Source organism: Pseudomonas sp. EA_65y_Pfl2_P74 (assembly GCF_963970575.1).
Classification (GTDB): Bacteria; Pseudomonadota; Gammaproteobacteria; order Pseudomonadales; family Pseudomonadaceae; genus Aquipseudomonas; species Aquipseudomonas baetica_A.
This window is the reverse complement of record NZ_CAXAOQ010000010.1, coordinates 178,405-200,405: the sequence shown is the minus strand read 5'-3', so window position 1 is coordinate 200,405 and position 22,001 is coordinate 178,405. Positions and strand designations below refer to the sequence as shown.

Sequence of the window (22,001 nt, the reverse complement as noted above, 5' to 3'; positions counted from 1 at the left end):
GGTTTCAGTCGAACAGGTGCTTGGGCACGTCGTGCTTGAGCATCAACTGGCACTGCTCGCTTTCCGGATCGAAGACGATCAGCGCCTGGCCTTTGGTCAACGCCTGACGCACACGCAGCACACGGGTTTCCAGCGGCGTGTCGTCGCCATTGTCGGTACCGTCGCGGGTTACGAAATCCTCGATCAGGCGAGTGAGGGTGTCGACTTCAAGAGCGTCGTAGGGGATGAGCATGGGCACCTCGGCTAAATCAATGTCGGGATGCTACGGCGATTGATGTTTGGCTGCCAGTTTTGTGTTGCCTGCGCCGGCCCTTCGTGAGCAAGTCCGCCCCCAGAGTGAAACGTATTCCAACGGTGGGAGCGGTCCGGGCACCATGGATTTAACTGTCCGAACGTTGCCCTACCAGACTGTCCACCGACGGCACGCGCGTATCACTCTCCATTTGCGTTTCATGCTCGATCTGATGACTGAAGCGATCAAGCGACGCATTGGCCGGCGCCGCATCGCTGGCGAACACCGGAGGACTCAGAATGTAAGCCCCCAGCAGCCGACTAAGTGCCGCCAGACTGTCGATGTGCGTGCGCTCATAACCGTGCGTCGCATCGCAGCCAAAGGCGAGCAGGGCGGTCCGGATGTCATGGCCGGCGGTCACCGCCGAATGCGCGTCGCTGAAGTAATAGCGGAACAGGTCACGGCGCACCGGCAACTCGTTTTCGCTGGCCAGACGCAGCAAATGTCGTGACAGGTGATAGTCGTAAGGCCCGCCGGAATCCTGCATCGCCACACTCACTGCGTGCTCGCTGGAGTGCTGCCCCGGCGCGACCGGCGCAATGTCGATGCCGACGAATTCGCTGACGTCCCACGGCAATGCCGCCGCTGCGCCGCTGCCGGTCTCTTCGGTAATGGTGAACAGCGGGTGACAGTCGATCATCAGTTCCTGGCCGCTGTCGACGATGGCTTTGAGTGACGCCAGCAACGCCGCAACCCCCGCTTTGTCATCCAGGTGACGAGCGCTGATATGGCCGCTTTCGGTGAATTCCGGCAGCGGATCGAACGCCACCACGTCGCCGACGCAGATGCCCAGCGATTCGCAGTCAGCCTTGGTCGCGCAATAGGCGTCCAGACGCAACTCCACATGATCCCAACTGATGGGCATCTCATCCACGGCCGTGTTGAACGCGTGCCCGGAGGCCATCAGCGGCAACACGCTGCCGCGAATCACGCCGTTGTCGGTAAACAGACTGACGCGACTGCCTTCGGCGAAACGGCTCGACCAGCAACCGACCGGGGCGAGGGTCAGGCGACCGTTGTCTTTGACGGCGCGCACAGCGGCGCCGATGGTGTCCAGGTGCGCCGAGACCGCGCGGTCAGGGCTGTTTTTCTTGCCCTTGAGCGTCGCGCGGATGGTGCCACGACGGGTCATCTCGAAGGGAATGCCGAGTTCCTCCAGACGTTCGGCGACGTACCGCACGATAGTGTCGGTGAAGCCGGTGGGGCTGGGAATGGCAAGCATTTCCAGCAGGACTTTTTGCAGGTAGTTGAGGTCTGGTTCGGGAATTTGGAGGGTCATGGAAACTCCTGATGGGTTGAGCACATCGATGGTTTCGATGAGGAGAATTTGGGCTGCCTGATCTGGCCTGATCGCTGGCAGGCCAGATCCCACAGGTTGTGAGATGACCACAAAACCTGCGGGAGCGGGCTTGCTCGCGAACGCGTCAGTCGAGGCGCCGTTTCATTACGAGTTGGCCGGCTGACTGTGCGGAAACAGCAAGTCGACAAACCGCTCGGCTGTCGGTTGCGGCTCATGGTTGGCCAATCCGGCACGCTCGTTGGCTTCGATAAACACGTACTCCGGCTGATCCGCCGCCGGCACCATCAGATCGAGGCCGACCATCGGAATGTCCAGTGCCCGCGCTGCGCGTACCGCTGCATCGACCAGCGTCGGATGCAGAATCGCCGTGACGTCTTCCAGCGTGCCACCGGTGTGCAGATTGGCCGTACGCCGCACAAACAGCGACTCGCTCGCCGCCAGGATGCTGCTGTAGTCATAACCGGCCGCGTGCAAGGTGCGCTGGGTTTCGTGGTCCAGCGGGATTTTGCTTTCGCCGCTGGTGGCCGCCTGCCGGCGCCGACTCTGGGCTTCGATCAGCGCGCCAATCGAGTGATGGCCATCACCGACCACCTCGGCCGGACGACGAATCGCCGCCGCGACGACTTCAAAACCGATCACCACAATCCGCAGATCCAACCCTTCGTGAAAGCTTTCCAGAAGCACCCGGCTATCAAACTGTTTCGCCGCTTCGATGGCCTGCTGCACCTCTTCAATGCTCTGCAAATCCACCGCCACACCTTGGCCCTGTTCACCATCAAGCGGCTTGACCACTACCCGCTGGTGCTCATCGAGAAACGCCAGGTTGTCGTCGGCGTTGCCCGCCAATTGTTGCGAAGGCAGGTTGAGCCCCGCCGCCTTCAACACTTTGTGGGTCAGGCTTTTGTCCTGGCACAGGCTCATGCTGATGGCGCTGGTCAGGTCGCTCAACGATTCGCGACAACGCACGCGGCGCCCGCCGTGACTGAGGGTGAACAGTCCGGCATCGGCGTCGTCCACCTGCACATCGATGCCGCGACGGTGCGCCTCCTCGACAATGATCCGCGCATACGGATTGAACTGCGCTTCAGGCCCAGGTCCCAGGAACAGCGGCTGATTGATGCCGTTCTTGCGCTTGATGGCGAAGGTGGAGAGATTGCGAAAACCGAGTTTGGCGTAGAGGCTTTTTGCCTGACGGTTGTCATGCAGCACCGACAGGTCCAGATAGCTCAGGCCGCGACTCATGAAGTGTTCGATCAAGTGCCGCACCAGCACTTCGCCGACGCCGGGGCGCGAGCATTGCGGATCCACCGCCAGGCACCACAGGCTGCTACCGTTTTCCGGGTCCTTGAACGCTTTGTGATGGTTCAGGCCCATGACGCTGCCGATCACGGCGCCGCTGTCTTCATCCTCGGCCAGCCAGTAAACCGGGCCGCCCTGATGATGCGGGGTTAGCCGTTGGGCATCGATCGGCAACATGCCGCGCGCCTGGTATAGCTGATTGATCGCCTGCCAGTCTGCCTCGCTTTGCGCGCGACGAATGCGGAAACCACGAAACACGCGGGTCGCTTGGCGGTAGTCGCTGAACCACAGGCGCAAGGTGTCGGAAGGGTCGAGAAACAACTGCGTCGGTTCGAGGCCGAGGATCTGTTGCGGTGCGGCAACATACAGCGCGATATCTCGCTCGCCTTGTTGCTCGTTGAGCAGCTCCTGAGCCAGCGTTGCCGAGTCAGGAAAGGTGTGGCCGATCAGCAACCGGCCCCAGCCGCAATGCACCGCAATCGGATCGGCGGCCAGTTCGCTGCCGTCCTCGGCCAGCCGCGCCTGCAAACGTTCATAGGACGGAGTCTGACCGCGCAACAGGCGCTGGCTGTAAGCCGTGGCGTGGGGTTTCATCGATCAGATTCCTTGTTCACTGAGCCACAGGTTCAGGGCCGCCAGTTGCCACAGCTTCGAACCACGCAACGGCGTCAGTTGGCCTTGTGGGTCAGTCAGCAATTTGTCGAGCATGGCCGGGTTGAACAGACCGCGATCCTGACTCGGATCAAGCAACAGTTCACGCACCCAGTTCAACGTGTCGCCTTGCAAATGCTTGAGGCCCGGCACCGGGAAGTAGCCTTTTTTGCGGTCGATCACTTCACTCGGGATGACCCGGCGTGCCGCTTCCTTGAGCACTTGTTTGCCACCGTCAGGCAGCTTGAACTGGCCGGGAACCCGCGCCGACAGTTCGACCAGTCGATAATCGAGAAACGGCGTTCGCGCCTCCAGACCCCAGGCCATGGTCATGTTGTCGACGCGTTTGACCGGGTCGTCCACCAGCATCACCGTGCTGTCCAGACGCAGGGCTTTGTCCACGGCGGCATCGGCACCGGGTTGTGCAAAATGTTCTTTCACGAAGTCACCGGCAGCGTCGTTGGCGGTCAGCCATTTCGGTTGCACGGTGGCGGCGTAGTCGTCGTAGCTGCGGTCGAAAAACGCCTCGCGATAGGCCGCGTAAGGATCGGCCGCACCGTCCACTTGCGGGTACCAGTGATAACCGGCGAACAACTCGTCGGCACCCTGGCCGCTCTGCACAACCTTGCAGTGCTTGGCCACTTCACGCGACAGCAGATAGAACGCGATGCAGTCGTGGCTGACCATCGGTTCGCTCATGGCGCGAAACGCCGCAGGCAATTGTTCGATGATCTCTTTTTCGTCGATACGCAACTGATGGTGCTGAGTGCCGTAGTGTCTGGCGATCAGATCCGAATACTGAAACTCATCCCCGCGCTCGCCACCGGCATCCTGAAAACCGATGGAGAAGGTCGACAGGTTCTCCACGCCCACTTCACGCAACAGACCGACGAGCATGCTCGAATCAACGCCGCCGGACAGCAGCACGCCGACATCCACCGCCGCACGTTGGCGGATCGCCACGGCGTCGCGGGTGCTGTCGAGTACGCGATCGGTCCAGTCTTCGAGGGTGAGGTTTTTCTCGTCCTCGTGTGGGCCGTAGGGCAAGGTCCACCAGGTTTTCTGTTCGGTGCTGCCATCGGCTTCAACGCGCATCCAGGTGGCGGGCGGCAGTTTTTCGATGCCGGCCAGCAGGGTACGTGGGGCCGGTACCACGGCGTGGAAATTCAGGTAGTGGTTGAGCGCCACCGGATCGAGAATCGGGTTGATGTCGCCGCCCTTGAGTAGCGCCGGCAAGGCCGAGGCAAAGCGCAGGCGCTGACCGGTGCGCGACAGGTACAACGGCTTTACGCCGAGACGGTCACGGGCGATGAACAAGCGCTGTGCATCGCGCTCCCAAATGGCGAAGGCAAACATGCCGTTGAGTTTGGGCAGCAGCGCTTCTCCCCAGGCGTGATAGCCCTTGAGCAGCACTTCGGTGTCGCCACCGGAATAGAAGGCATAGCCCAGCGCTTCGAGTTCGGCCCGCAGTTCGGGGAAGTTGTAGATTGCGCCGTTGAAGGCCAGAGACAGGCCTAATTGGCTGTCGATCATCGGCTGCGCCGAGCCGTCCGACAGGTCCATGATTTTCAGGCGACGATGGCCCAGGGCAATCGGCCCTTGTGCGTGGAAGCCCCACGCGTCGGGGCCACGAGGGGCCAGGTGATGGGTGATTCGCTCAATGGCTGCAAGGTCTGCAGGTTGATGATCAAAGCGTAACTCGCCAGCTAATCCGCACATAAAGTCCTTACCGGTTTTTCCGTTGGGGAGGGGTCAAGCAGTACTACTCAATAAAACAGGGTACTCGGAAACTGACCCCCCTCGTTAAGTGGAGTTTTAGAACGATAAGTTATAAGGCTGATTTTGACGCTATCGCTGCCGCGTAATAGGCGGGCGTTGATTCTTCGCCGCTTGCGGATAATTGGACGGATTTTCGACAATTTTTTTTGAATAATTGTCAGTCGGCGTCCACCGGCAAGCCGTGTTGTTCGGCATCAGGCGGGGACAATCGCTTTTTCAGATCCAGCAGCCGTGACAGGGCGTTGTACTTCTCGATGGCGGTCCAGCTTCCCAGACCGGCGAACACGGAGGCCAGCAATTCATCCGTGGCGTAAGTGCGCAAGCGCTTGCTGAAATCATGGGTTGGGCTGACGGATAGTCGTCCTTTCTCAGGCAGGGTATGCGCTTTGCGCCTATTGGCGTAGGCGGGTTCGTTGACATTGGCGAGCGGCACCGCAATGTCCCTGGCATCCGCGGACAATTTATCCAGATAGCGATCAAAGAAATGTTTGTACAGCCCTTTCTTTAGCGGGATAAACGTTATGTCGTTGACAAACGAAATGCTATTCAGGTCCATTGCCTCTATTTCATTTTTTTCGGTATTGGTTAGTTGAGAGACGAGGCGTGTCCGGAATTCTTTATTGGTCAGGAAGTTGATGGAGAATCGGTATTTTGTCTGGTCTTCGTTGTCGTCCTGGTAAAAGCCGTCACCCGGGTCGTTGGGTATGTATACGATGTTATGGTCTATTGGTGATTGATCGGTCCGACGGCAGGTGATCAGAACGGCATCTGTGGTGTACTTGCCAAATAACTGTATCGAATGCAGTTTTATTTTACCGTTATTGATGTTGTCGCCAGTGTAAATATCCCTGTTGCCTTTTGTCAGACTCAGCACGGTGAGAAGCCGGTTCAAAGGGAAGTCGGTTTTTTTAAAATATTTCTCATAGGCGCTGAGTTTCATGTTGAATTTGTGCAGGCGTGTGCCGATCAGCTCAATGTTTGAAACTTTAAACGTTCTGGCGATATGTTTCTGGTATTGGCCTCCCAGATCCAGATTGCGACTTAGAGCCGCAAACTCTTGTGCCGATACCCTGATCGCGTCAGGGTCGTCAACGGTTGACTGGCCAAGGATGTCCAAAATCTCGCTGTCATTCGAGAAGTAACCGGGAGCCGCTTCTTCGTCGGTGAAGTTCAGCATCGCCGCCTGCAGCAGGGTACAGGTATATGACTCACCGTCCGCAGAGTTTGCAGGCGTGAGTCTGATGTTGTCGTTGATGCCGAATCGTGTCCCATGGGTTTGTAGCAGTTCACTGCGAAGTTCGCGTCTGCAGAAACTTTCCGGTGTCTCCAGCTTGCCTGCCAATTCATCAATATAAGTCTGGTAGGGTAGCGCTTCATCGAGCGTTGCGCGCAAGGCGGCCAGCCTCGTGGGATCTTCTTTTGCCATACCGTGGGTAATGAAACGTTGCACGGCAGTTGCCTTGTCCTCAATCTGGACGGCATCGGAAATGTTTGCGCTGGCATCAACGTCCGATACCGTGGTGGGCGAGTTGTTTGTTGGTAAAGTCATGCGGGAAGTCCCTTTCGTAAATGAGATGTCATGTTAGGTGAGTTTGTCGTGATGAAAACAGTTTTATTATTGAATGGTTTTGGGTGTGTTTTCGGTTGGTATTTGAATGTTTGATATACATATGTATTGCACGATTTTGTGTGGTCTGTGTTTGCTGTAATGTGATTAACCTGCGTCGGAGTCTTCTGTTTTAATTCCAAGTGGATGTGGATAAGGTTAACGCTCAAGCCTGCAATAAAGGACTATTGCCGATGACCACCACACAGAATAAATCCGCACCGCGTGCGCCGACTCAGAATGAAGTGCTCAGCGTTTTGCTGGAAGCCACAGGAGACCTGGACAACGCCGAGGCGCTGCACAAGAGCCTGCCCGCAATGCTGCTTAACAGTGCGACCAGCACGCTGGTCGCGCTCGATCAAACCGCGCGAGACCTGCTCACGATCCAACTCAAGGTCGAGAAGGATCTGCTCAAGCTCAAACCTCTGAATGCCTTTTGTATTGCTGAGTTGACCCGCGCGCTGAAAGCCAAGTGGCCGGCGGTCTTCGATGTTGAAAAAGATCTGCTGAGTTTGCCGGGGGTTGAGTGTGGTTGCTCGCCAGCCTCGACCGACCCAGAGGGCATTCAAACCTTTCCACATGCCACGCAGACATTGCTGCAAGCGGCGATGCAGAATTTCACCGAAGACGAGGAAACCGACAACTACCCCGAAGGCAGTCAGGTGCGGGTGAGCAGCGTACCGTCGGGCGTGGCCGGATTGACGCCGGCGTCGTTCGCCAAATTCTGTCGCGAACTGGATCTGGGCAAGCGCTATCAGGCGCATTTTCAGCAGGTGTTCGGCCTGGTGGACGACGCCGGTAAAGTGACGGCCACCCGTCCGATGACCCGCGACATCGCTGCGATGAAGAAACTTCTGCTGCAACTGGACATGTATCTGGCCGCAATCAGCCAGCACATCACACCGGCTGGCCTGCAGATCGTGCAGAGGCTGATCGCCGCTGACGGCGTGGTCTCGGCGAAAACCCTGCACTACAGCAATCGTCCATTAATGATGCACGGCATCGAGGTGCTCGACAGTTGCATCTGGGGGGTTGTGGTGTTTGCAGTCCGGTCGATCGAGTTATACCCGAACGAATGGTGTCTGGTGTACATGGCTAACGAGCCCGAGAGGCCGCTGTATGAGTACTCGAGTTTCACTGCGTTCAAGCAATACCTCACGCAAAAGCTGAGTGACAAGCGCTACCAGGACTACTTCGCCAACAGCATTGATGAAGATGACAAGGCAGACTTCTTCAAGACCTTCGCCGACACCGCCGATTTGGGCCACATCAGGCAGTTGCCCATTGCAGTGCCGCTGTTCGAGTTCATGGTGCAAAGCCATGTCGGCAAGATGCAGATCGACGCCCGCAAACTCGCCGTACCGACGGCCGATATTGATGAGGATGTGCGACGCAAGCGCTTGCTGGGTTTTCTGGAACTGGGTGTGAGCATTGCGACGGTGGCGGGTTTCTTCGTGCCGGTTGTCGGTCAGTTGATGATGGGTGTCGCGGTTGGCCAACTTCTGGCGCAAGTGTATGAGGGGGTCGAGGACTGGCAGCGGGGCGACCAGCAGGAGGCGCTGTCGCATCTGCTCAGCGTGGCGCAAGACATTGCGCTGATGGGCGTGTTCGCGGGTGGGCAGAAGGCGGTGGGCACGCTGGGACGCAAGCTGGTTCGGGCCCATCCGGAGTTTTTCGGGCAGTTCACCGCGATTCTGGATTCGGCCGGTAAACCGCGCCTTTGGAAGCCAGATCTCACCCCGTATGAACATCGGCTGCCAGCCGGTATCACGATGGCCGATGACTCCGTCGAGTTGCATCCGCTCAAGGAAAAAACCGTCGGCCGGGTCGACTATGGGATGTTCTCCGGGTCACTCGATCCGGACACGAAGGTCTGGCATCTGGATCATCCCGAGCGCCCGAACGCCTATGCTCCCGGGCTTGAGCAACACGTCGAGGGCGGCTGGCGACTGGCGTCTGAGGATGCCGAAACGTGGAATAGCGCTCCCTACACCCTCAAGCGTATCGATCCGCGTCTGAGTGAGTTCCCGGATACGGATCTGGACATGATTCGCCGAATCAGCGAGATCTCCCACGATCAATTGCACCGGGTTTTTAACGATAATCTGGCCTTGCCTGCCCGGTTACGCGACACCGTGGAACGCCTGCGGATCGAGCGCCAGTCAAGCCAACTCACCACTGAGCTTGAGCGTGGGGAAGTTCACGCAGGTCAACCTTCGCAGGAACAACTGCACGGCTTGCCGCAGTTGCCAGGCTGGCCGACAGGCCGCTACATCGAGGTCAGCGATAGCGAAGGAGACGTCACGGCAACCTATCCCGCGACCAACACCCGCGTCCCTGCGCTCAGTGTGCAGGTCACGCAAGAGCAATTGGCCGCAGGGCAGTTGTTGCAGTCGGTGATCGATGGCCTGTCCCTGCGCGAGGTTGAAGCCATGCTGGGGGGCAAGGTCAGTGCCGGCTCGCAAAAGCCAGCGTTGGCGAAGAAACTGGGAGCCTTGTTCAGGGCTGAGCGTCGATCGGTTTTCGATCGTATGTATCAACGCTACGACCAGAGTGAGGCTGACGAGGTCAAGACATTACGCAGCGTGTTCGCCGACATTCCTGCGCGTTATGCTCAGCGCCTGATTGACCAGGCGCCGAGTGTCGAGCGTCTGCATTTGCGCTCAACCGGGCGCGTGCCTTTGCGCCTGGCGCAGAGAGTCCGCAAGGCCTCTGCCGCCGTGCGCCTTGACCGTGCCCTGAGCGGTTTGCTCGTGTCGCAGGTCGCCAATGCCGATAGTGAAAAACTGGCGATCCAGTTACTGCCCCGTTTGAGTGGCTGGGACCCGAATCTGCGCCTGACGTTGCGGGACAAGACGCTGAACGGGCCGGTACTGGAAGCCATCGGTAACGAAGCGGCGACGCCTTTGAAGACCTGCACACTGGTCAAGTCCAGTGGCGGCTACGAAGCCTTCACTGGCGACGGTAAATCCCTGGGGCGTGTGGCGTCGGAGCCAGACAACCTGTATGCCGCGATCCTCAAGGCACTGCCGTCGGCTCAGCGTACAACCGCAGGTTTTGCTGACCCGGTGATCGCCGACAGTGCCCGATTGCGCAGCCAGTTACTGAACATTGCGCTGGACGAACGTGAGGCCAGTGCCCGGGTATTGACCACCGGCAAGTTCGAGCCGCTGGTCTCCGACCCCCCCTGCATTCAGGGCGATCATGCAATGCCTGAATCACCTCATCCACGCGCGTTATTACGTAAGGTGAGAAGGCTCTATCCCGGCTTTACCGAGGCGCAGGCCAGTGAGTTCATTGATCGGTCGGGCAATGATCCGCTGACCCGCGCTACACGGGTGAAAGGTTTGCGCCGTGATCTGGAGCAACTGCGCAAGGTGCTCGAAGTCTGGACGCAGGATCAGGCAGGCATGACGTTGATGGGGGAGGATTTGCGTGAAGTGCGGCACAGCCGCAAGACGGCGGCAGAGATGATCGAGGATGGGTTTCGGCGGCTTTTTCTGGCCACCGATGAAAGCGGAAAATCGATCTGTGTATTGAATCTTGACGGGATGCGGGTGGGGACGTTGCCCACGCTCCCGCCGGGGTTGAACTTCGATCATATCCAGCAGTTGTCGCTCAAGAACATGGAGCAGGGCGACGACCTGGTTTATTTCCTCAAGTCATTCAAGCACGCCGAGTCTGTGGACCTCGACGGCAACGCACTCACGCGCCTGCCTGAGGTGTTGTCGCACATGCCTGATCTGACCCGGGTGAGTCTGGCGGGTAACCGGATCAAACTGACCGAACATACACTGGTGAAGCTTGCCAACCTGCGCACACTGCACTCCCTGAATCTGAACAGTAACCCGCTGGGGGCGACCCCGGAGGTGGGCAAGATGTTTGATTTGCGTTCCCTGTGTCTGCGCGACACCCGCGTCACCGAGTTGCCCAAAGGTCTTGAACGCCTGCCACATCTGGATTGGGTCGATCTGCGTGAAAATCAGATCAAGCAGCTACCGGATTGGTTATTCAAGACCTCGCGACGTTTCAGCGAGGCGCTGGACCTGCGCGGTAATCCCTTGTCGTTAGCCAGCAGGACTCACCTGGCGGACTATCGAAACAATGTGGGTGTCGGTATGGGCTATCTGGAGAACGATAACGCGCGTCTCGATGAACAGAAGGCGCGCTCGCTGTGGTTCGAGGGCGGCGCCGGAGGGGACTGGGCCCAGCGTGACCGGATCTGGACCTTATTCAAGGAGGATCCCCGGGCCGAGGGCCTGTTTCATTTACTGGCGGAGCTGGGCAATACCGCCGACTCCGAAAAAGTCGCCAAAGACACCTGTCGACGTGTCTGGGCGGTGCTTGAAGCCGCCGAAACCGATGCAATCCTGAGTGAGCAAGTGTTCGACCTGGCCGCCAACCCGATCAATTGCACGGACAGCGCAGCCGTCAACTTCAGCCAGCTCGAACTCGCTGTGGAAGTCAACAAGATCACCAGGCTTGCCGGTGGCCGAGTGACCTCTGTACACCCGTTGCTCAAACTTGGTCGAGGCCTGTTTCGGCTGGACAAGCTGGATCAGATTGCCCGTGAGCATGCGCTTAACGATACCAGTGCTGATCCGCTGGAGGTGAACCTGGCTTATCGCATCGGACTGGCCGAAGAGTTCGATCTGCCGGGACAGCCGCGTCATATGCGTTTTGCCATCCTGGGCGGGGTGACCGAAGCCAATCTGGAGACTGCCAGGAACAGGATCAGTGTCGCTGAGCTGTCGTCCGAATGGCTGACGTTCCTGCTGCGTCAGCCGTTCTGGTGCGAGTACTTGAAGCGCACGTATCCCAGGCAATTCGCGAGCCTGGAGGAAACCTTTCCGGCGCGGCTGGACGCGGTGTTCGAACAGGCGAGCAAACTCTCCACGGCCGATTACCTGAACCAGATGGACGTCATCAGGCTCGAACGGGAGCAGGCCGAAGAGGCTGTGCTCAAGCGCCTGACGGGAGAGGCCATTCGCTTGGGGGATCTGGGCCTCTGCGCAATGCCCGATGCTTGAGGTCTATTTGCCGCGAATCAGTTGGCGCAATACGAAACGGTTGGGGTGACAGGCCTCGGCCACGCTTCTTGGCAAGGGCAACGGTTCGTCGTTCAGCCAGGCGGCGAGCAGTTCGCCAGACAGCGGCGCGGTGATCAGACCGCGTGAACCGTGGCCGCTGTTGACGTATAGACCGTCGAGCCACGGGCAGGCGATGTCCGGTACTTGCCGGGCATCCTTGCTCAGCGCCGCGTACGCGTGAATGAACGCCGCGCGGTCGGCGAGCGGGCCGACAATCGGCAGGTAGTCGGGACTGGTGCAGCGCAAGGCGGCGCGGCCTTGAAGGGTTTCGACCGCCTGTTCGCTGATGTGCAGGCGAGAGACCAGATCGCTGGAAATCTCTTCTAGCATCGCCAGATTGCCTTGGTGTTCGGCGGTGGTCGGGGTCAGGTCGTCGCTGTTGAAATCGAAGCTGGCACCGAGGGTGTGTTCACCCCGTCGCGCGGGGGCGACGTAGCCTTCGGCACACACCACCGTCGTCAACGCCTGGCTTTGTTCCGTCTGCGCCAGGCGGGTGATCTGCCCGCGAATGCGCTTGAGTGGCAGCTCGGCGCTTTGCGCAAAACGCTTGATCTCGGCAGCACCGGCCAATACCACGACAGGCGCGCTGGCAAGCAAGCGGTCGCCGTCGAAGGCTTGCCACTGATCATCGACCTTGCGCAGTTCCAGCGCCTCACGGTGGCTGAGCAGTTCGATGTTCGGTTGTGTGGCCTGCGCCTGGCACAGCGCGGGCGGATGCACCCAGCCACCCTCGGGGTAGTACAAACCGCCGTGGTCCAGGCCGACACCGGCGCGGGCCTGCGCCTCGGGCTGATCGAGCCACTGCAACAGATCCTCCGGGAACGCCGCGGCCAGCTGCGCGTGGCGCTCGGCTTCCTTGGCATTGAACGCCAGTTGCAGCACGCCGCAATCGTCCCAATCGGTGCCCCGTTGCAGGCTTTCGAGCAGGCGTCGGGTGTAACCGAAGCCGCTGATGATCAGTTGCGATAACGCCGTGCCATGGGCCGACAGTTTCAGATACAGCACGCCTTGCGGATTGCCCGAGGCTTCTTGTGCCACGGCCTCGTGGCGCTCCAGCAAACTCACTTTCCAGCCGCGTGACGCGAGGCTCGCCGCGGTGGCACAACCGGCAAGGCCTGCGCCGATCACCAGTGCCCGACGTTCACCGGACGTGGGGGCGGGGCGCGCGAACCAGGGTTTTTCCGGGGCAGGCGGGGCCACCTCCGACGGCCAGCCGAGGAACTCGCCGCGCAGGATTTCCCATTTGTGCCCGATGCCCGGCGTGCGCTTCATTTTGAAGCCGGCGGCGTTGAGCAAACGCCGCACCCAACCGGTGCTGGTGAACGTGCTGATGGTCGAGCCTGGCGCCGCCAGCCGAGCCAGTTCAGCGAACAGTTCGGCGGTCCACATCTGCGGGTTTTTCGCCGGGGCGAATCCGTCGAGAAACCACGCATCGATCCGAGCGTCCAGTTGCGGCAATTGCTCCAGCGCATCGCCGATCAGCAGCGTCAATGTCACTCGGCCATTGGCCAGTGTGATGCGCTGGAAGCCCTGATGGATCGCCACGTAATGGGTCAGCAATTGATCAGCCAGCGGCTTGAGTTCTGGCCACAACGCCAGGGCGCGTTTCAGATCGGCCGGGCTCAACGGGTATTTTTCGACGCTGACAAAATGCAGTCGGGCACCGACAGTGGCGTGTTGCTCGAACAACTGCCAGGCGCAGAGAAAATTCAGCCCGGTGCCGAAGCCCGTTTCACCGATGGCCAGGTGTCCATGCGCTGGCAACGCAGTAAAACGTTCGGCCAGACGGTTCTGTTCGAGGAACACATAACGGGTTTCATCCAGACCTGACTGGTCGGAAAAATACACGTCATCAAACACTCGCGAACGCGGGCGTCCCTGTTCATCCCAGTCGAGTTGGGCGTGGGGCAATACGGCTTTCATGGCAGGCTCGGCAACGACAAGGTCGCCATTCTAGCCGATCGCGCGCAGGGTGCTTGATCCGTGGCAAGGCTTGGCGCCGACGACTCGATGACAATCCGCCGCCCGCGGGAATTTCTGCGCCGTCCTTGTGCCCAATCCGCTAGTCTTGCTCAATCCTGGAAGGAGCTGTCCTATGTTCGAATCCGCTGAAATCGGTCACGCCGTCGACAAAGAAACCTATGAGGCCGCCGTCCCGGCGCTGCGCGAAGCGTTGCTCGATGCCCAGTTCGAGTTGCAGCAGCAAAAGCGTTTCCCGGTGATTGTCTTGATCAACGGCATCGAAGGCGCGGGCAAGGGCGAGACGGTCAAGTTGCTCAACGAATGGATGGATCCACGGCTGATCGAGGTGCGTACGTTCGATCAGCAGACCGATGAAGAGCTGGCCCGACCTCCGGCGTGGCGTTACTGGCGGATGCTGCCGGCCAAGGGGCGGATGGGGATTTTCTTCGGTAACTGGTACAGCCAGATGTTGCAGGGACGGGTGCATGGCCTGTTCAAGAACCCGCGTCTGGATCAGGCGATCGGCGCCGCCGAGCGTCTGGAAAAAATGCTCTGCGATGAAGGCGCGCTGATCTTCAAGTTCTGGTTTCACCTGTCCAAGAAGCAGATGAAGGCGCGGCTCAAAGCCTTGGCCGACGACCCGTTGCACAGTTGGCGGATCAGCCCGTTGGACTGGCAGCAATCGCAAACCTACGACAAGTTCGTCAAATACGGCGAGCGCATATTGCGCCGTACCAGTCGCGACTACGCGCCATGGCATGTCATCGAAGGCATGGACGCCAACTATCGCAGTCTGGCGGTTGGCAATATTCTGCTTGAGGGGCTGCAAAACGCGTTGAAGCGTTCGCAGATTCATGCCCAGGAGGTCAACGCAGCGCCGCTGGGCGCCCCCGTCGATCATAAGGGTTTGCTCGACAGCCTCGATCTTACCCAGCGTCTGGAAAAGGAAGATTACGAGGAGCAACTGATCACCGAACAGGCGCGGCTGTCCGGGCTGATGCGTGACAAGCGTATGCGCCGCCATGCGCTGGTGGCCGTGTTCGAAGGCAACGATGCCGCGGGCAAGGGCGGGGCGATTCGGCGGGTCGCGGCAGCGCTTGATCCACGCCAGTACAACATCGTGCCGATTGCCGCACCGAGCGAAGAGGAGCGGGCGCAACCTTATTTGTGGCGTTTCTGGCGGCATTTGCCGGCGCGCGGCAAGTTCACCGTGTTCGACCGTTCCTGGTACGGCCGGGTGCTGGTGGAGCGCATCGAAGGTTTTTGTACCCCGGCCGACTGGCTGCGTGCTTACGGTGAAATCAATGACTTTGAAGAGCAGATCGCCGATGCCGGGGTGATCGTGGTCAAGTTCTGGCTGGCCATCGACAAGGACACGCAAATGGAGCGCTTCCAGGCGCGGGAAGCGATCCCGTTCAAGCGCTTCAAAATCACCGAAGACGACTGGCGCAACCGCGACAAGTGGGACGAGTACCGCACCGCAGTCGGTGACATGGTTGATCGCACCAGTACCGAGATCTCCCCATGGACGCTGGTCGAGGCCAACGACAAACGTTGGGCGCGGATCAAAGTATTGCGCACCATCAACCGTGCGCTGGAAGAAGCGTTCGAGAAATCCGACAAACACGCGAAAAAGCACAAGGACTGAGCCAATAGATCCGCATACGCGAGGTGAATGATTGTCGCGGTCGTTGATGCGGTGGACTTATGCTCAGGTCCACTCTCAACCGACCACAACAATGAGGTATGCCATGCGTGAAGTGGTGATCGTCGACAGCGTCCGGACTGGCCTGGCCAAATCCTTTCGCGGCAAGTTCAACCAGACCCGCCCCGATGACATGGCGGCCCATTGCGTCAACGCATTGCTGACGCGTAACGACGTCGACCCGGCCAGTGTCGAGGATTGCATCGTCGGCGCCGGCTCCAACGAAGGTGCCCAGGGTTACAACATCGGCCGCAACGTAGCGGTGCTCTCGCGTCTGGGCACTGGCACCGCCGGCATGACCCTCAATCGTTTCTGCTCCTCCGGGTTGCAGGCGATTGCAATGGCTGCCAACCAGATCGCTTCAGGTTGCAGCGACATCATCGTTGCCGGCGGCGTCGAGTCGATCAGCCTGACGATGAAAAGCGTCAACACCGATCACCTGATCAACCCGTTGCTCAAGCAACAAACGCCGGGCATCTATTACACGATGGGTCAGACCGCTGAGGTGGTGGCACGGCGGTATGGTGTCAGCCGTGAAGCGCAGGATCGCTATGCCCTGCAAAGCCAGTTGCGCACCGCGCAGGCTCAGGCGGCCGGGCTGTTCGACGATGAAATCGTACCGATGTCGGTCAAGTATCGCGTCGAAGACAAGAACAGCGGTGATGTGCAGATCCTCGATGGCATCGTGGATCGTGACGATTGCAACCGCCCCGACACCACCTATGAAAGCCTAGCGGGCCTCAAGCCTGTGTTTGCCGAAGACGGTTCGGTGACGGCGGGCAACTCGTCGCAACTGTCCGACGGTGCCTCGATGACGCTGGTGATGAGTCTGGAAAAAGCCCTGCAACTGGGGCTCAAGCCGAAAGCGTTTTTCCGTGGCTTCACCGTGGCCGGTTGCGAGCCCGACGAGATGGGCATTGGCCCGGTGTTCTCGGTGCCCAAACTGCTCAAAGCCAAGGGCTTGCAGGTGGCTGATATCGATTTGTGGGAACTCAACGAGGCGTTTGCGTCGCAATGCCTGTACAGCCGTGACCGGCTGGAAATCGACAACGAGAAATACAACGTCAATGGCGGCTCGATTTCCATTGGTCACCCGTTCGGCATGACCGGGTCGCGGCAGGTCGGCCACCTGGTGCGTGAGTTGCAGCGGCGTGACCTGCGTTACGGCATCGTCACCATGTGCGTGGGCGGCGGGATGGGCGCGACGGGGTTGTTTGAGGCGGTGCGTTAAGACAGTTAGAGGGTGTTCACCACACAACCCTGTGGCAGGCTTGCTCGCGAATGACGTGACTCGGTTTATGTGTCGCAGCTCATAAGCTGCATTCGCGCAATGTAAGCCTGTATTTCTTTGTCTATCTGTTCAGTGCTCTCGAACGGCCCCTCAAGGGTATTTTCCCGAGTGCTGAAGAACAGTTCACCGTTGACCCGACACACCCGGTCGCTGCGAAAGTGTGTGGCAGGGGCGGGGTCTTGCCTACGCATGCCTAACATGACGGGGCTCCTTGAGGGTTCTTGTCGGCCAAGTGATTCAAAAAGCTTATGCCTGAATCACTTGGGCCGCCCGCTCAGCCGATCAACGGGGGCGCGTCAATTTATTACGGCGACCTGCACAGTTTTATTCGCGCCCAGGCCCCAACTGTCCCTGTGTCGCCGTCGGTGGCGCGCCTAGAATGAGGACTCTCGTCAGCAGGCCTTGAGGTTCGCATGCACATTTCATCCGGTCGCTGGGTTTACGGTTTATGCCTGGCGCTGCTGACTGCGTTTCTATGGGGCATCCTGCCGATCAAACTCAAACAGGTGTTGCAGGTGATGGACCCGATCACCGTGACCTGGTTTCGCTTGCTGGTGTCCGGCGGGTGTCTGTTCATTTATCTGGCCTCGGTCAAGCGGCTGCCGAGCCGCAAGGTGCTGGGCCCCAAGGGTGGCTGGTTGGTGCTCATGGCGGTACTGGGGCTGGTGGGTAACTACGTGTTGTACCTGACGGGGCTGAATCTGCTCAGTCCCGGCACGGCGCAACTGGTGGTGCAGATGGGGCCGATCATGCTGCTGATCGCCAGTCTGTTTGTGTTCAAGGAGCGCTTCAGCATCGGCCAGGGGATGGGGCTGGCGGTGTTGCTGATCGGTTTTGTGTTGTTCTTCAATCAGCGATTGGCCGAACTGCTGACCTCGCTGTCGGACTACACCGCTGGCGTATTGCTGGTGTTGCTGGCGTCGACCGTCTGGACTTTTTACGCGTTGGGCCAGAAGCAATTGCTGACGGTGTGGAATTCGCTGCAGGTCATGATGGTGATTTATCTGTTCTGCGCGTTGCTGCTCACCCCTTGGGTGCATCCGCTCGAGGCGCTGCAACTGAGCCCGGTGCAGCGCTGGTTATTGCTGGCGTGCTGCATGAACACGCTGATCGCTTATGGCGCGTTCGCTGAAGCGCTGGCGCACTGGGAGGCGTCGCGGGTCAGTGCGACGTTGGCGATTACACCGCTGGTGACGTTCGGGGCGGTCGCGATAGCGGCCGGGTTATGGCCGCAGTATGTGCATGCCGAGCAGATCAATGCCCTGGGCTATGGCGGGGCGGTGCTGGTCGTGCTCGGTTCGGCGCTGGTGGCGTTGGGGCCTTCATTGATTGCCGGGTTCAAGGCACGGCGGATGAAGATGGCAGCCAGCTAAACGGCGTCATCGTTCTTCGCGAGCCAGCCGGATCCCACAAGGAAATGCATTCCAATGTGGGAGTGGGCTGGTTCGCGAAGCTTATTTTTCAAACGCTACAAGGCTTAGCCCTTGGCCCCCGCCTCGATCATGTTTTCCGGCCGCACCCACGCATCGAACTCTTCATCCGTCAGATAACCCAGCGCCAGCGCCGCTTCACGCAGGGTCAGTCCCTCGTTGTAGGCCTTCTTGGCGATTTCCGCCGACTTGTCGTAACCGATGTGCGGGTTAAGCGCGGTCACCAGCATCAGCCCCCGTTCCAGATGTCTGGCCATGACCTCGGCATCCGGCTCGAGCCCGGCAATGCAATGCTGCTGGAAGTTGCTGCAGCCATCGCCCAGCAGGCGGATCGATTGCAGCAGGTTGTGGATGATCACCGGTTTGAACACGTTCAGTTGCAAGTGGCCCTGGCTGGCGGCAATGCCGATCGTCACGTCGTTGCCCAATACCTGACAGGCGAGCATCGACAACGCCTCGCACTGGGTCGGGTTAACTTTGCCGGGCATGATCGAACTGCCCGGTTCGTTGGCAGGCAAGCGCACTTCAGCCAAACCGGCACGCGGCCCTGAGCCCAGCAGACGCAGGTCATTGGCGATTTTCATCAGCGCCACGGCGAGGGTTTTCAGCGCGCCGGAAAGGCTGGTCAGTGGTTCGTGGCCAGCAAGGGCGGCAAATTTGTTTGGCGCGGTGACGAAAGGCAGACCGGACAGCGCCGCCAGTTCTGCCGCAATCGCCTCGCCAAAACCATGGGGTGAGTTGAGCCCGGTACCCACCGCAGTGCCGCCTTGCGCCAGCTCGCACACTGCCGGCAGCGCGGCGCGGATCGCCCGTTCGGCGTAATCCAATTGCGCGATAAAACCGGACAACTCCTGGCCGAAGGTGATCGGCGTGGCATCCATCATGTGCGTGCGGCCGGTTTTCACCAATTTCATGTGCCGCGCCGACAGTTCCGCAAGGCCGCCGGACAGCTCGGCAATCGCCGGCAGCAATTGCTCCTGCACGGCCTTCACCGTGGCGATGCTCATGGCGGTGGGGAAGCAGTCGTTGGAGCTTTGCGAGCGATTGACGTGATCGTTGGGGTGCACCGGCGTTTTGCCGCCGCGCGGGTTGCCAGCCAGTTCGTTGGCGCGACCGGCGATCACCTCGTTGACGTTCATGTTGCTCTGGGTGCCGCTGCCGGTCTGCCAGACCACCAAAGGAAACTGGTCGTCATGCTGGCCGTCGAGCACTTCGTCGGCGGCTTGCTCAATCAAACGGGCGATGTCGGCGGGCAGGTCGCCGTTGCGGTCGTTGACGCGGGCGGCGGCTTTCTTGATCAGGGCCAGAGCGTGCAGCACTGGTAGCGGCATGCGTTCCTGACCGATGGCGAAGTTGATCAGCGAGCGTTGCGTTTGAGCACCCCAGTAGGCGTCGTCCGGGACTTCGATCTGGCCCAGGCTGTCGGTTTCGATACGGCTCATCATGCACACTCCTGTTGGTCTGTTTGCGCAGTTTAGGCTGGCTTCGGCCCCGGTGGTTCCCTCGAACCGATTGTTGACCGGTAAAACCCGGTCAATCCAGTGTGGCAAGGGCCTGGGGGTTGAGCCGCAGCGATTGTTAGGCGCAGAATGAGCGCCCTTGGGGTTTTACCTCGCTTAGCTGAAAAGGAAACTCGATGACTCGTCTTCGTGCCATCTGTACCGCGGTAGCACTGGTTTGCGCCAGCGGCCAGGTGCTTGCCGATACCGCCAGCCACAACGCCAGTGCCGAAGCTTTCCTGACCTTGGCGCACGCTGACAAACTGGGCACTCCGGTTTACATGCAGGTTCAGCAGATGTTCGCCCAGCGCTTTGAACAGACCAAGGCCCCGGAATCCAAGAAAGCCACGCTGGAAACCTACCAGGCCAAGGCCAACGCCGCCCTGGATCAAGCCATTGGCTGGAAAAAGCTCAAGCCGGACATGGTCAAGCTCTACACCAGCAACTTCAGCGAATCCGAGCTCAAAGACCTGGTAGCGTTCTATCAGTCGCCGCTGGGCAAGAAAGTCCTGGAAAAAATGCCGCAACTGACCCAGCAATCGGCCCAGATGACTCAGGCCAAACTGGAAAGCGCAGTGCCTGTCGTCAACAAACTGCTGGAAGACATGACCAGCGAGCTGGCACCGAAAGGCGCTGCTCCGGCCAAGAAAAAGCCGTAAGCGGAGTTCGCGATGACCATGCAACAACGCATCGAATCAACGCTGGGCCTGTTACAGCCTGAGCATCTGCAAGTACTGGATGAAAGCCACATGCACAGTCGCGGGTTGCAGACCCACTTCAAGGCTGTGGTGGTCAGTGCGCAGTTCGAAGGCCTGAACCGGGTCAAGCGCCACCAGAAAATCTACGGCACGCTCGGCGAGTTGATGGGCGAGTTCCATGCGTTGGCGCTGCACACCTATACCCCACAGGAATGGGCAGAGATTGGCGCCGCCCCGGCGTCGCCGACCTGTGCTGGAGGAGGGTAGCTATACGCTTCAAGCAGCAAGCTGCAAGTTAACGGCGCCTTGTTCATGGCTGGCCGCTTGAAGCTAGCCGCTCGAAGCTGCTTTTTTGCTAGAATCCGCAACGCGCCGCTCACCCGGCGCGTTTTTTTTCGCATCCGGTTCACCCTTTGCGAGGGTAGCCACCTGGAGAAATACCCATGACACAACCTATTGTCGTGGCGGCACTGTATAAGTTCGTCACCCTCGAAGATTACGTCAACCTGCGCGAGCCACTGCTGCAAGCGATGGTCGACAACGGCATCAAAGGCACACTGTTGATTGCCGAAGAAGGCATCAACGGCACGGTTTCCGGTACTCGCGAAGGCATCGACGGCCTGCTCGCCTGGCTCAAGAATGACCCGCGCATGATCGACATCGATCATAAAGAATCGTACTGCGACGAGCAGCCGTTCTACCGTACCAAGGTCAAGCTCAAGAAAGAGATCGTCACTCTCGGTGTCGAAGGCGTCGACCCGAACAAAAAAGTCGGTACTTACGTTGATCCGCAAGACTGGAACGCGTTGATCAGCGACCCTGAAGTGCTGTTGATCGATACGCGCAACGATTACGAAGTGTCGATCGGCACCTTCGAAGGTGCCATCGATCCGAAAACCACCAGTTTTCGCGAATTCCCCGACTACATCAAAGAACACTTCGATCCGGCCGTACACAAGAAGGTCGCGATGTTCTGCACCGGCGGTATCCGCTGCGAGAAAGCCTCGAGCTACATGCTCGGCGAAGGTTTCGAGGAGGTTTACCACCTCAAGGGCGGCATTTTGAAGTACCTCGAAGAGGTGCCGCAGGAAGAAACCAAGTGGCAGGGCGACTGCTTTGTATTCGACAACCGTGTGACCGTGCGTCACGACCTCAGCGAAGGCGACTACGATCAATGTCATGCCTGCCGCACGCCGGTCAGCGTTGAAGATCGCGCCAGCGAGCATTACGTCGCCGGCGTCAGTTGCCCGCATTGCTGGGACACGCTGAGCGAGAAAACCCGCCGCAGCGCCATCGATCGGCAGAAGCAGATCGAACTGGCCAAGGCCCGCAACCAGCCGCACCCGATCGGCTACAACTACAAGCAAGCATCCACCGAGGCTTAACCATGTCTGCGCGC

Annotated in this window: 15 protein-coding genes; 7 read left to right on the top strand and 8 right to left on the bottom strand. The window is 59.4% G+C overall.

Annotation, left to right across the window (positions count from 1 at the left end; translation table 11 throughout):
- Window positions 1-4 precede the first annotated feature (4 nt).
- From AACY18_RS10715 to AACY18_RS10695, 5 genes are all read right to left on the bottom strand, one after another.
- A complete protein-coding gene (locus AACY18_RS10715) occupies window positions 5-232 on the bottom strand; it encodes a YheU family protein (RefSeq protein ID WP_003192759.1) in 228 nt (75 codons plus the stop codon).
- Between the two features lie 148 nt (window positions 233-380).
- Window positions 381-1,571: an osmoprotectant NAGGN system M42 family peptidase gene (locus tag AACY18_RS10710; RefSeq protein ID WP_339431124.1), complete on the bottom strand. Its 1,191-nt coding sequence runs from the start codon at window positions 1,569-1,571 to the stop codon at window positions 381-383.
- A 165-nt stretch (window positions 1,572-1,736) separates the two neighbouring features.
- Complete coding sequence (ngg, locus tag AACY18_RS10705; RefSeq protein ID WP_339464835.1) at window positions 1,737-3,485, bottom strand: N-acetylglutaminylglutamine synthetase; 1,749 nt, start codon at window positions 3,483-3,485, stop codon at window positions 1,737-1,739.
- Window positions 3,486-3,488: 3 nt separating this feature from the next.
- Entirely contained in the window at window positions 3,489-5,261 is a 1,773-nt protein-coding gene (locus AACY18_RS10700; protein WP_339431126.1) for an N-acetylglutaminylglutamine amidotransferase, read from the bottom strand.
- Between the two features lie 217 nt (window positions 5,262-5,478).
- Window positions 5,479-6,870, bottom strand: coding sequence for a dermonecrotic toxin domain-containing protein (locus AACY18_RS10695; protein WP_339431127.1), 1,392 nt, complete (start codon window positions 6,868-6,870; stop codon window positions 5,479-5,481).
- A gap of 251 nt (window positions 6,871-7,121) precedes the next feature.
- Here AACY18_RS10695 and AACY18_RS10690 point away from each other — a divergent pair, with 251 nt between their 5' ends.
- A complete protein-coding gene (locus AACY18_RS10690) occupies window positions 7,122-11,957 on the top strand; it encodes an NEL-type E3 ubiquitin ligase domain-containing protein (RefSeq protein ID WP_339464833.1) in 4,836 nt (1,611 codons plus the stop codon).
- Between the two features lie 3 nt (window positions 11,958-11,960).
- Here AACY18_RS10690 and mnmC read toward each other — a convergent pair whose 3' ends face one another.
- Window positions 11,961-13,940, bottom strand: a complete 1,980-nt coding sequence (gene mnmC / locus AACY18_RS10685; protein ID WP_339464832.1) for a bifunctional tRNA (5-methylaminomethyl-2-thiouridine)(34)-methyltransferase MnmD/FAD-dependent 5-carboxymethylaminomethyl-2-thiouridine(34) oxidoreductase MnmC — start codon at window positions 13,938-13,940, stop codon at window positions 11,961-11,963.
- A gap of 172 nt (window positions 13,941-14,112) precedes the next feature.
- Here mnmC and pap point away from each other — a divergent pair, with 172 nt between their 5' ends.
- Together pap and AACY18_RS10675 are read left to right on the top strand one after the other, a co-directional pair.
- Entirely contained in the window at window positions 14,113-15,627 is a 1,515-nt protein-coding gene (gene pap / locus AACY18_RS10680) for a polyphosphate:AMP phosphotransferase (RefSeq protein ID WP_339431130.1), read from the top strand.
- Between the two features lie 103 nt (window positions 15,628-15,730).
- Complete coding sequence (locus AACY18_RS10675) at window positions 15,731-16,915, top strand: thiolase family protein (protein WP_339431131.1); 1,185 nt, start codon at window positions 15,731-15,733, stop codon at window positions 16,913-16,915.
- 65 nt (window positions 16,916-16,980) lie between these two features.
- On the opposite strand, the gene AACY18_RS10670 is transcribed toward AACY18_RS10675, so the two are convergent.
- Window positions 16,981-17,175, bottom strand: coding sequence for a DUF6316 family protein (locus tag AACY18_RS10670; protein WP_339464831.1), 195 nt, complete (start codon window positions 17,173-17,175; stop codon window positions 16,981-16,983).
- A 213-nt stretch (window positions 17,176-17,388) separates the two neighbouring features.
- On the opposite strand from AACY18_RS10670, the gene AACY18_RS10665 reads away from it, so the two are divergent.
- Window positions 17,389-18,348 (top strand): DMT family transporter, encoded by a 960-nt coding sequence (locus AACY18_RS10665; protein WP_339464829.1) that lies wholly within the window; start codon window positions 17,389-17,391, stop codon window positions 18,346-18,348.
- Window positions 18,349-18,452: 104 nt separating this feature from the next.
- Here the strand turns inward: AACY18_RS10665 and AACY18_RS10660 are convergent, their stop codons facing one another.
- A complete protein-coding gene (locus AACY18_RS10660) occupies window positions 18,453-19,847 on the bottom strand; it encodes a class II fumarate hydratase (protein ID WP_339431134.1) in 1,395 nt (464 codons plus the stop codon).
- A gap of 194 nt (window positions 19,848-20,041) precedes the next feature.
- On the opposite strand from AACY18_RS10660, the gene AACY18_RS10655 reads away from it, so the two are divergent.
- The 3 genes from AACY18_RS10655 (at window position 20,042) to trhO (ending at window position 21,987) form a co-directional block, all read left to right on the top strand.
- Window positions 20,042-20,563: a DUF2059 domain-containing protein gene (locus AACY18_RS10655; RefSeq protein WP_339431135.1), complete on the top strand. Its 522-nt coding sequence runs from the start codon at window positions 20,042-20,044 to the stop codon at window positions 20,561-20,563.
- A gap of 12 nt (window positions 20,564-20,575) precedes the next feature.
- Entirely contained in the window at window positions 20,576-20,869 is a 294-nt protein-coding gene (locus tag AACY18_RS10650) for a BolA family protein (RefSeq protein WP_339431136.1), read from the top strand.
- A gap of 176 nt (window positions 20,870-21,045) precedes the next feature.
- A complete protein-coding gene (gene trhO / locus AACY18_RS10645) occupies window positions 21,046-21,987 on the top strand; it encodes an oxygen-dependent tRNA uridine(34) hydroxylase TrhO (RefSeq protein WP_339464827.1) in 942 nt (313 codons plus the stop codon).
- Window positions 21,988-22,001: the final 14 nt, after the last annotated feature.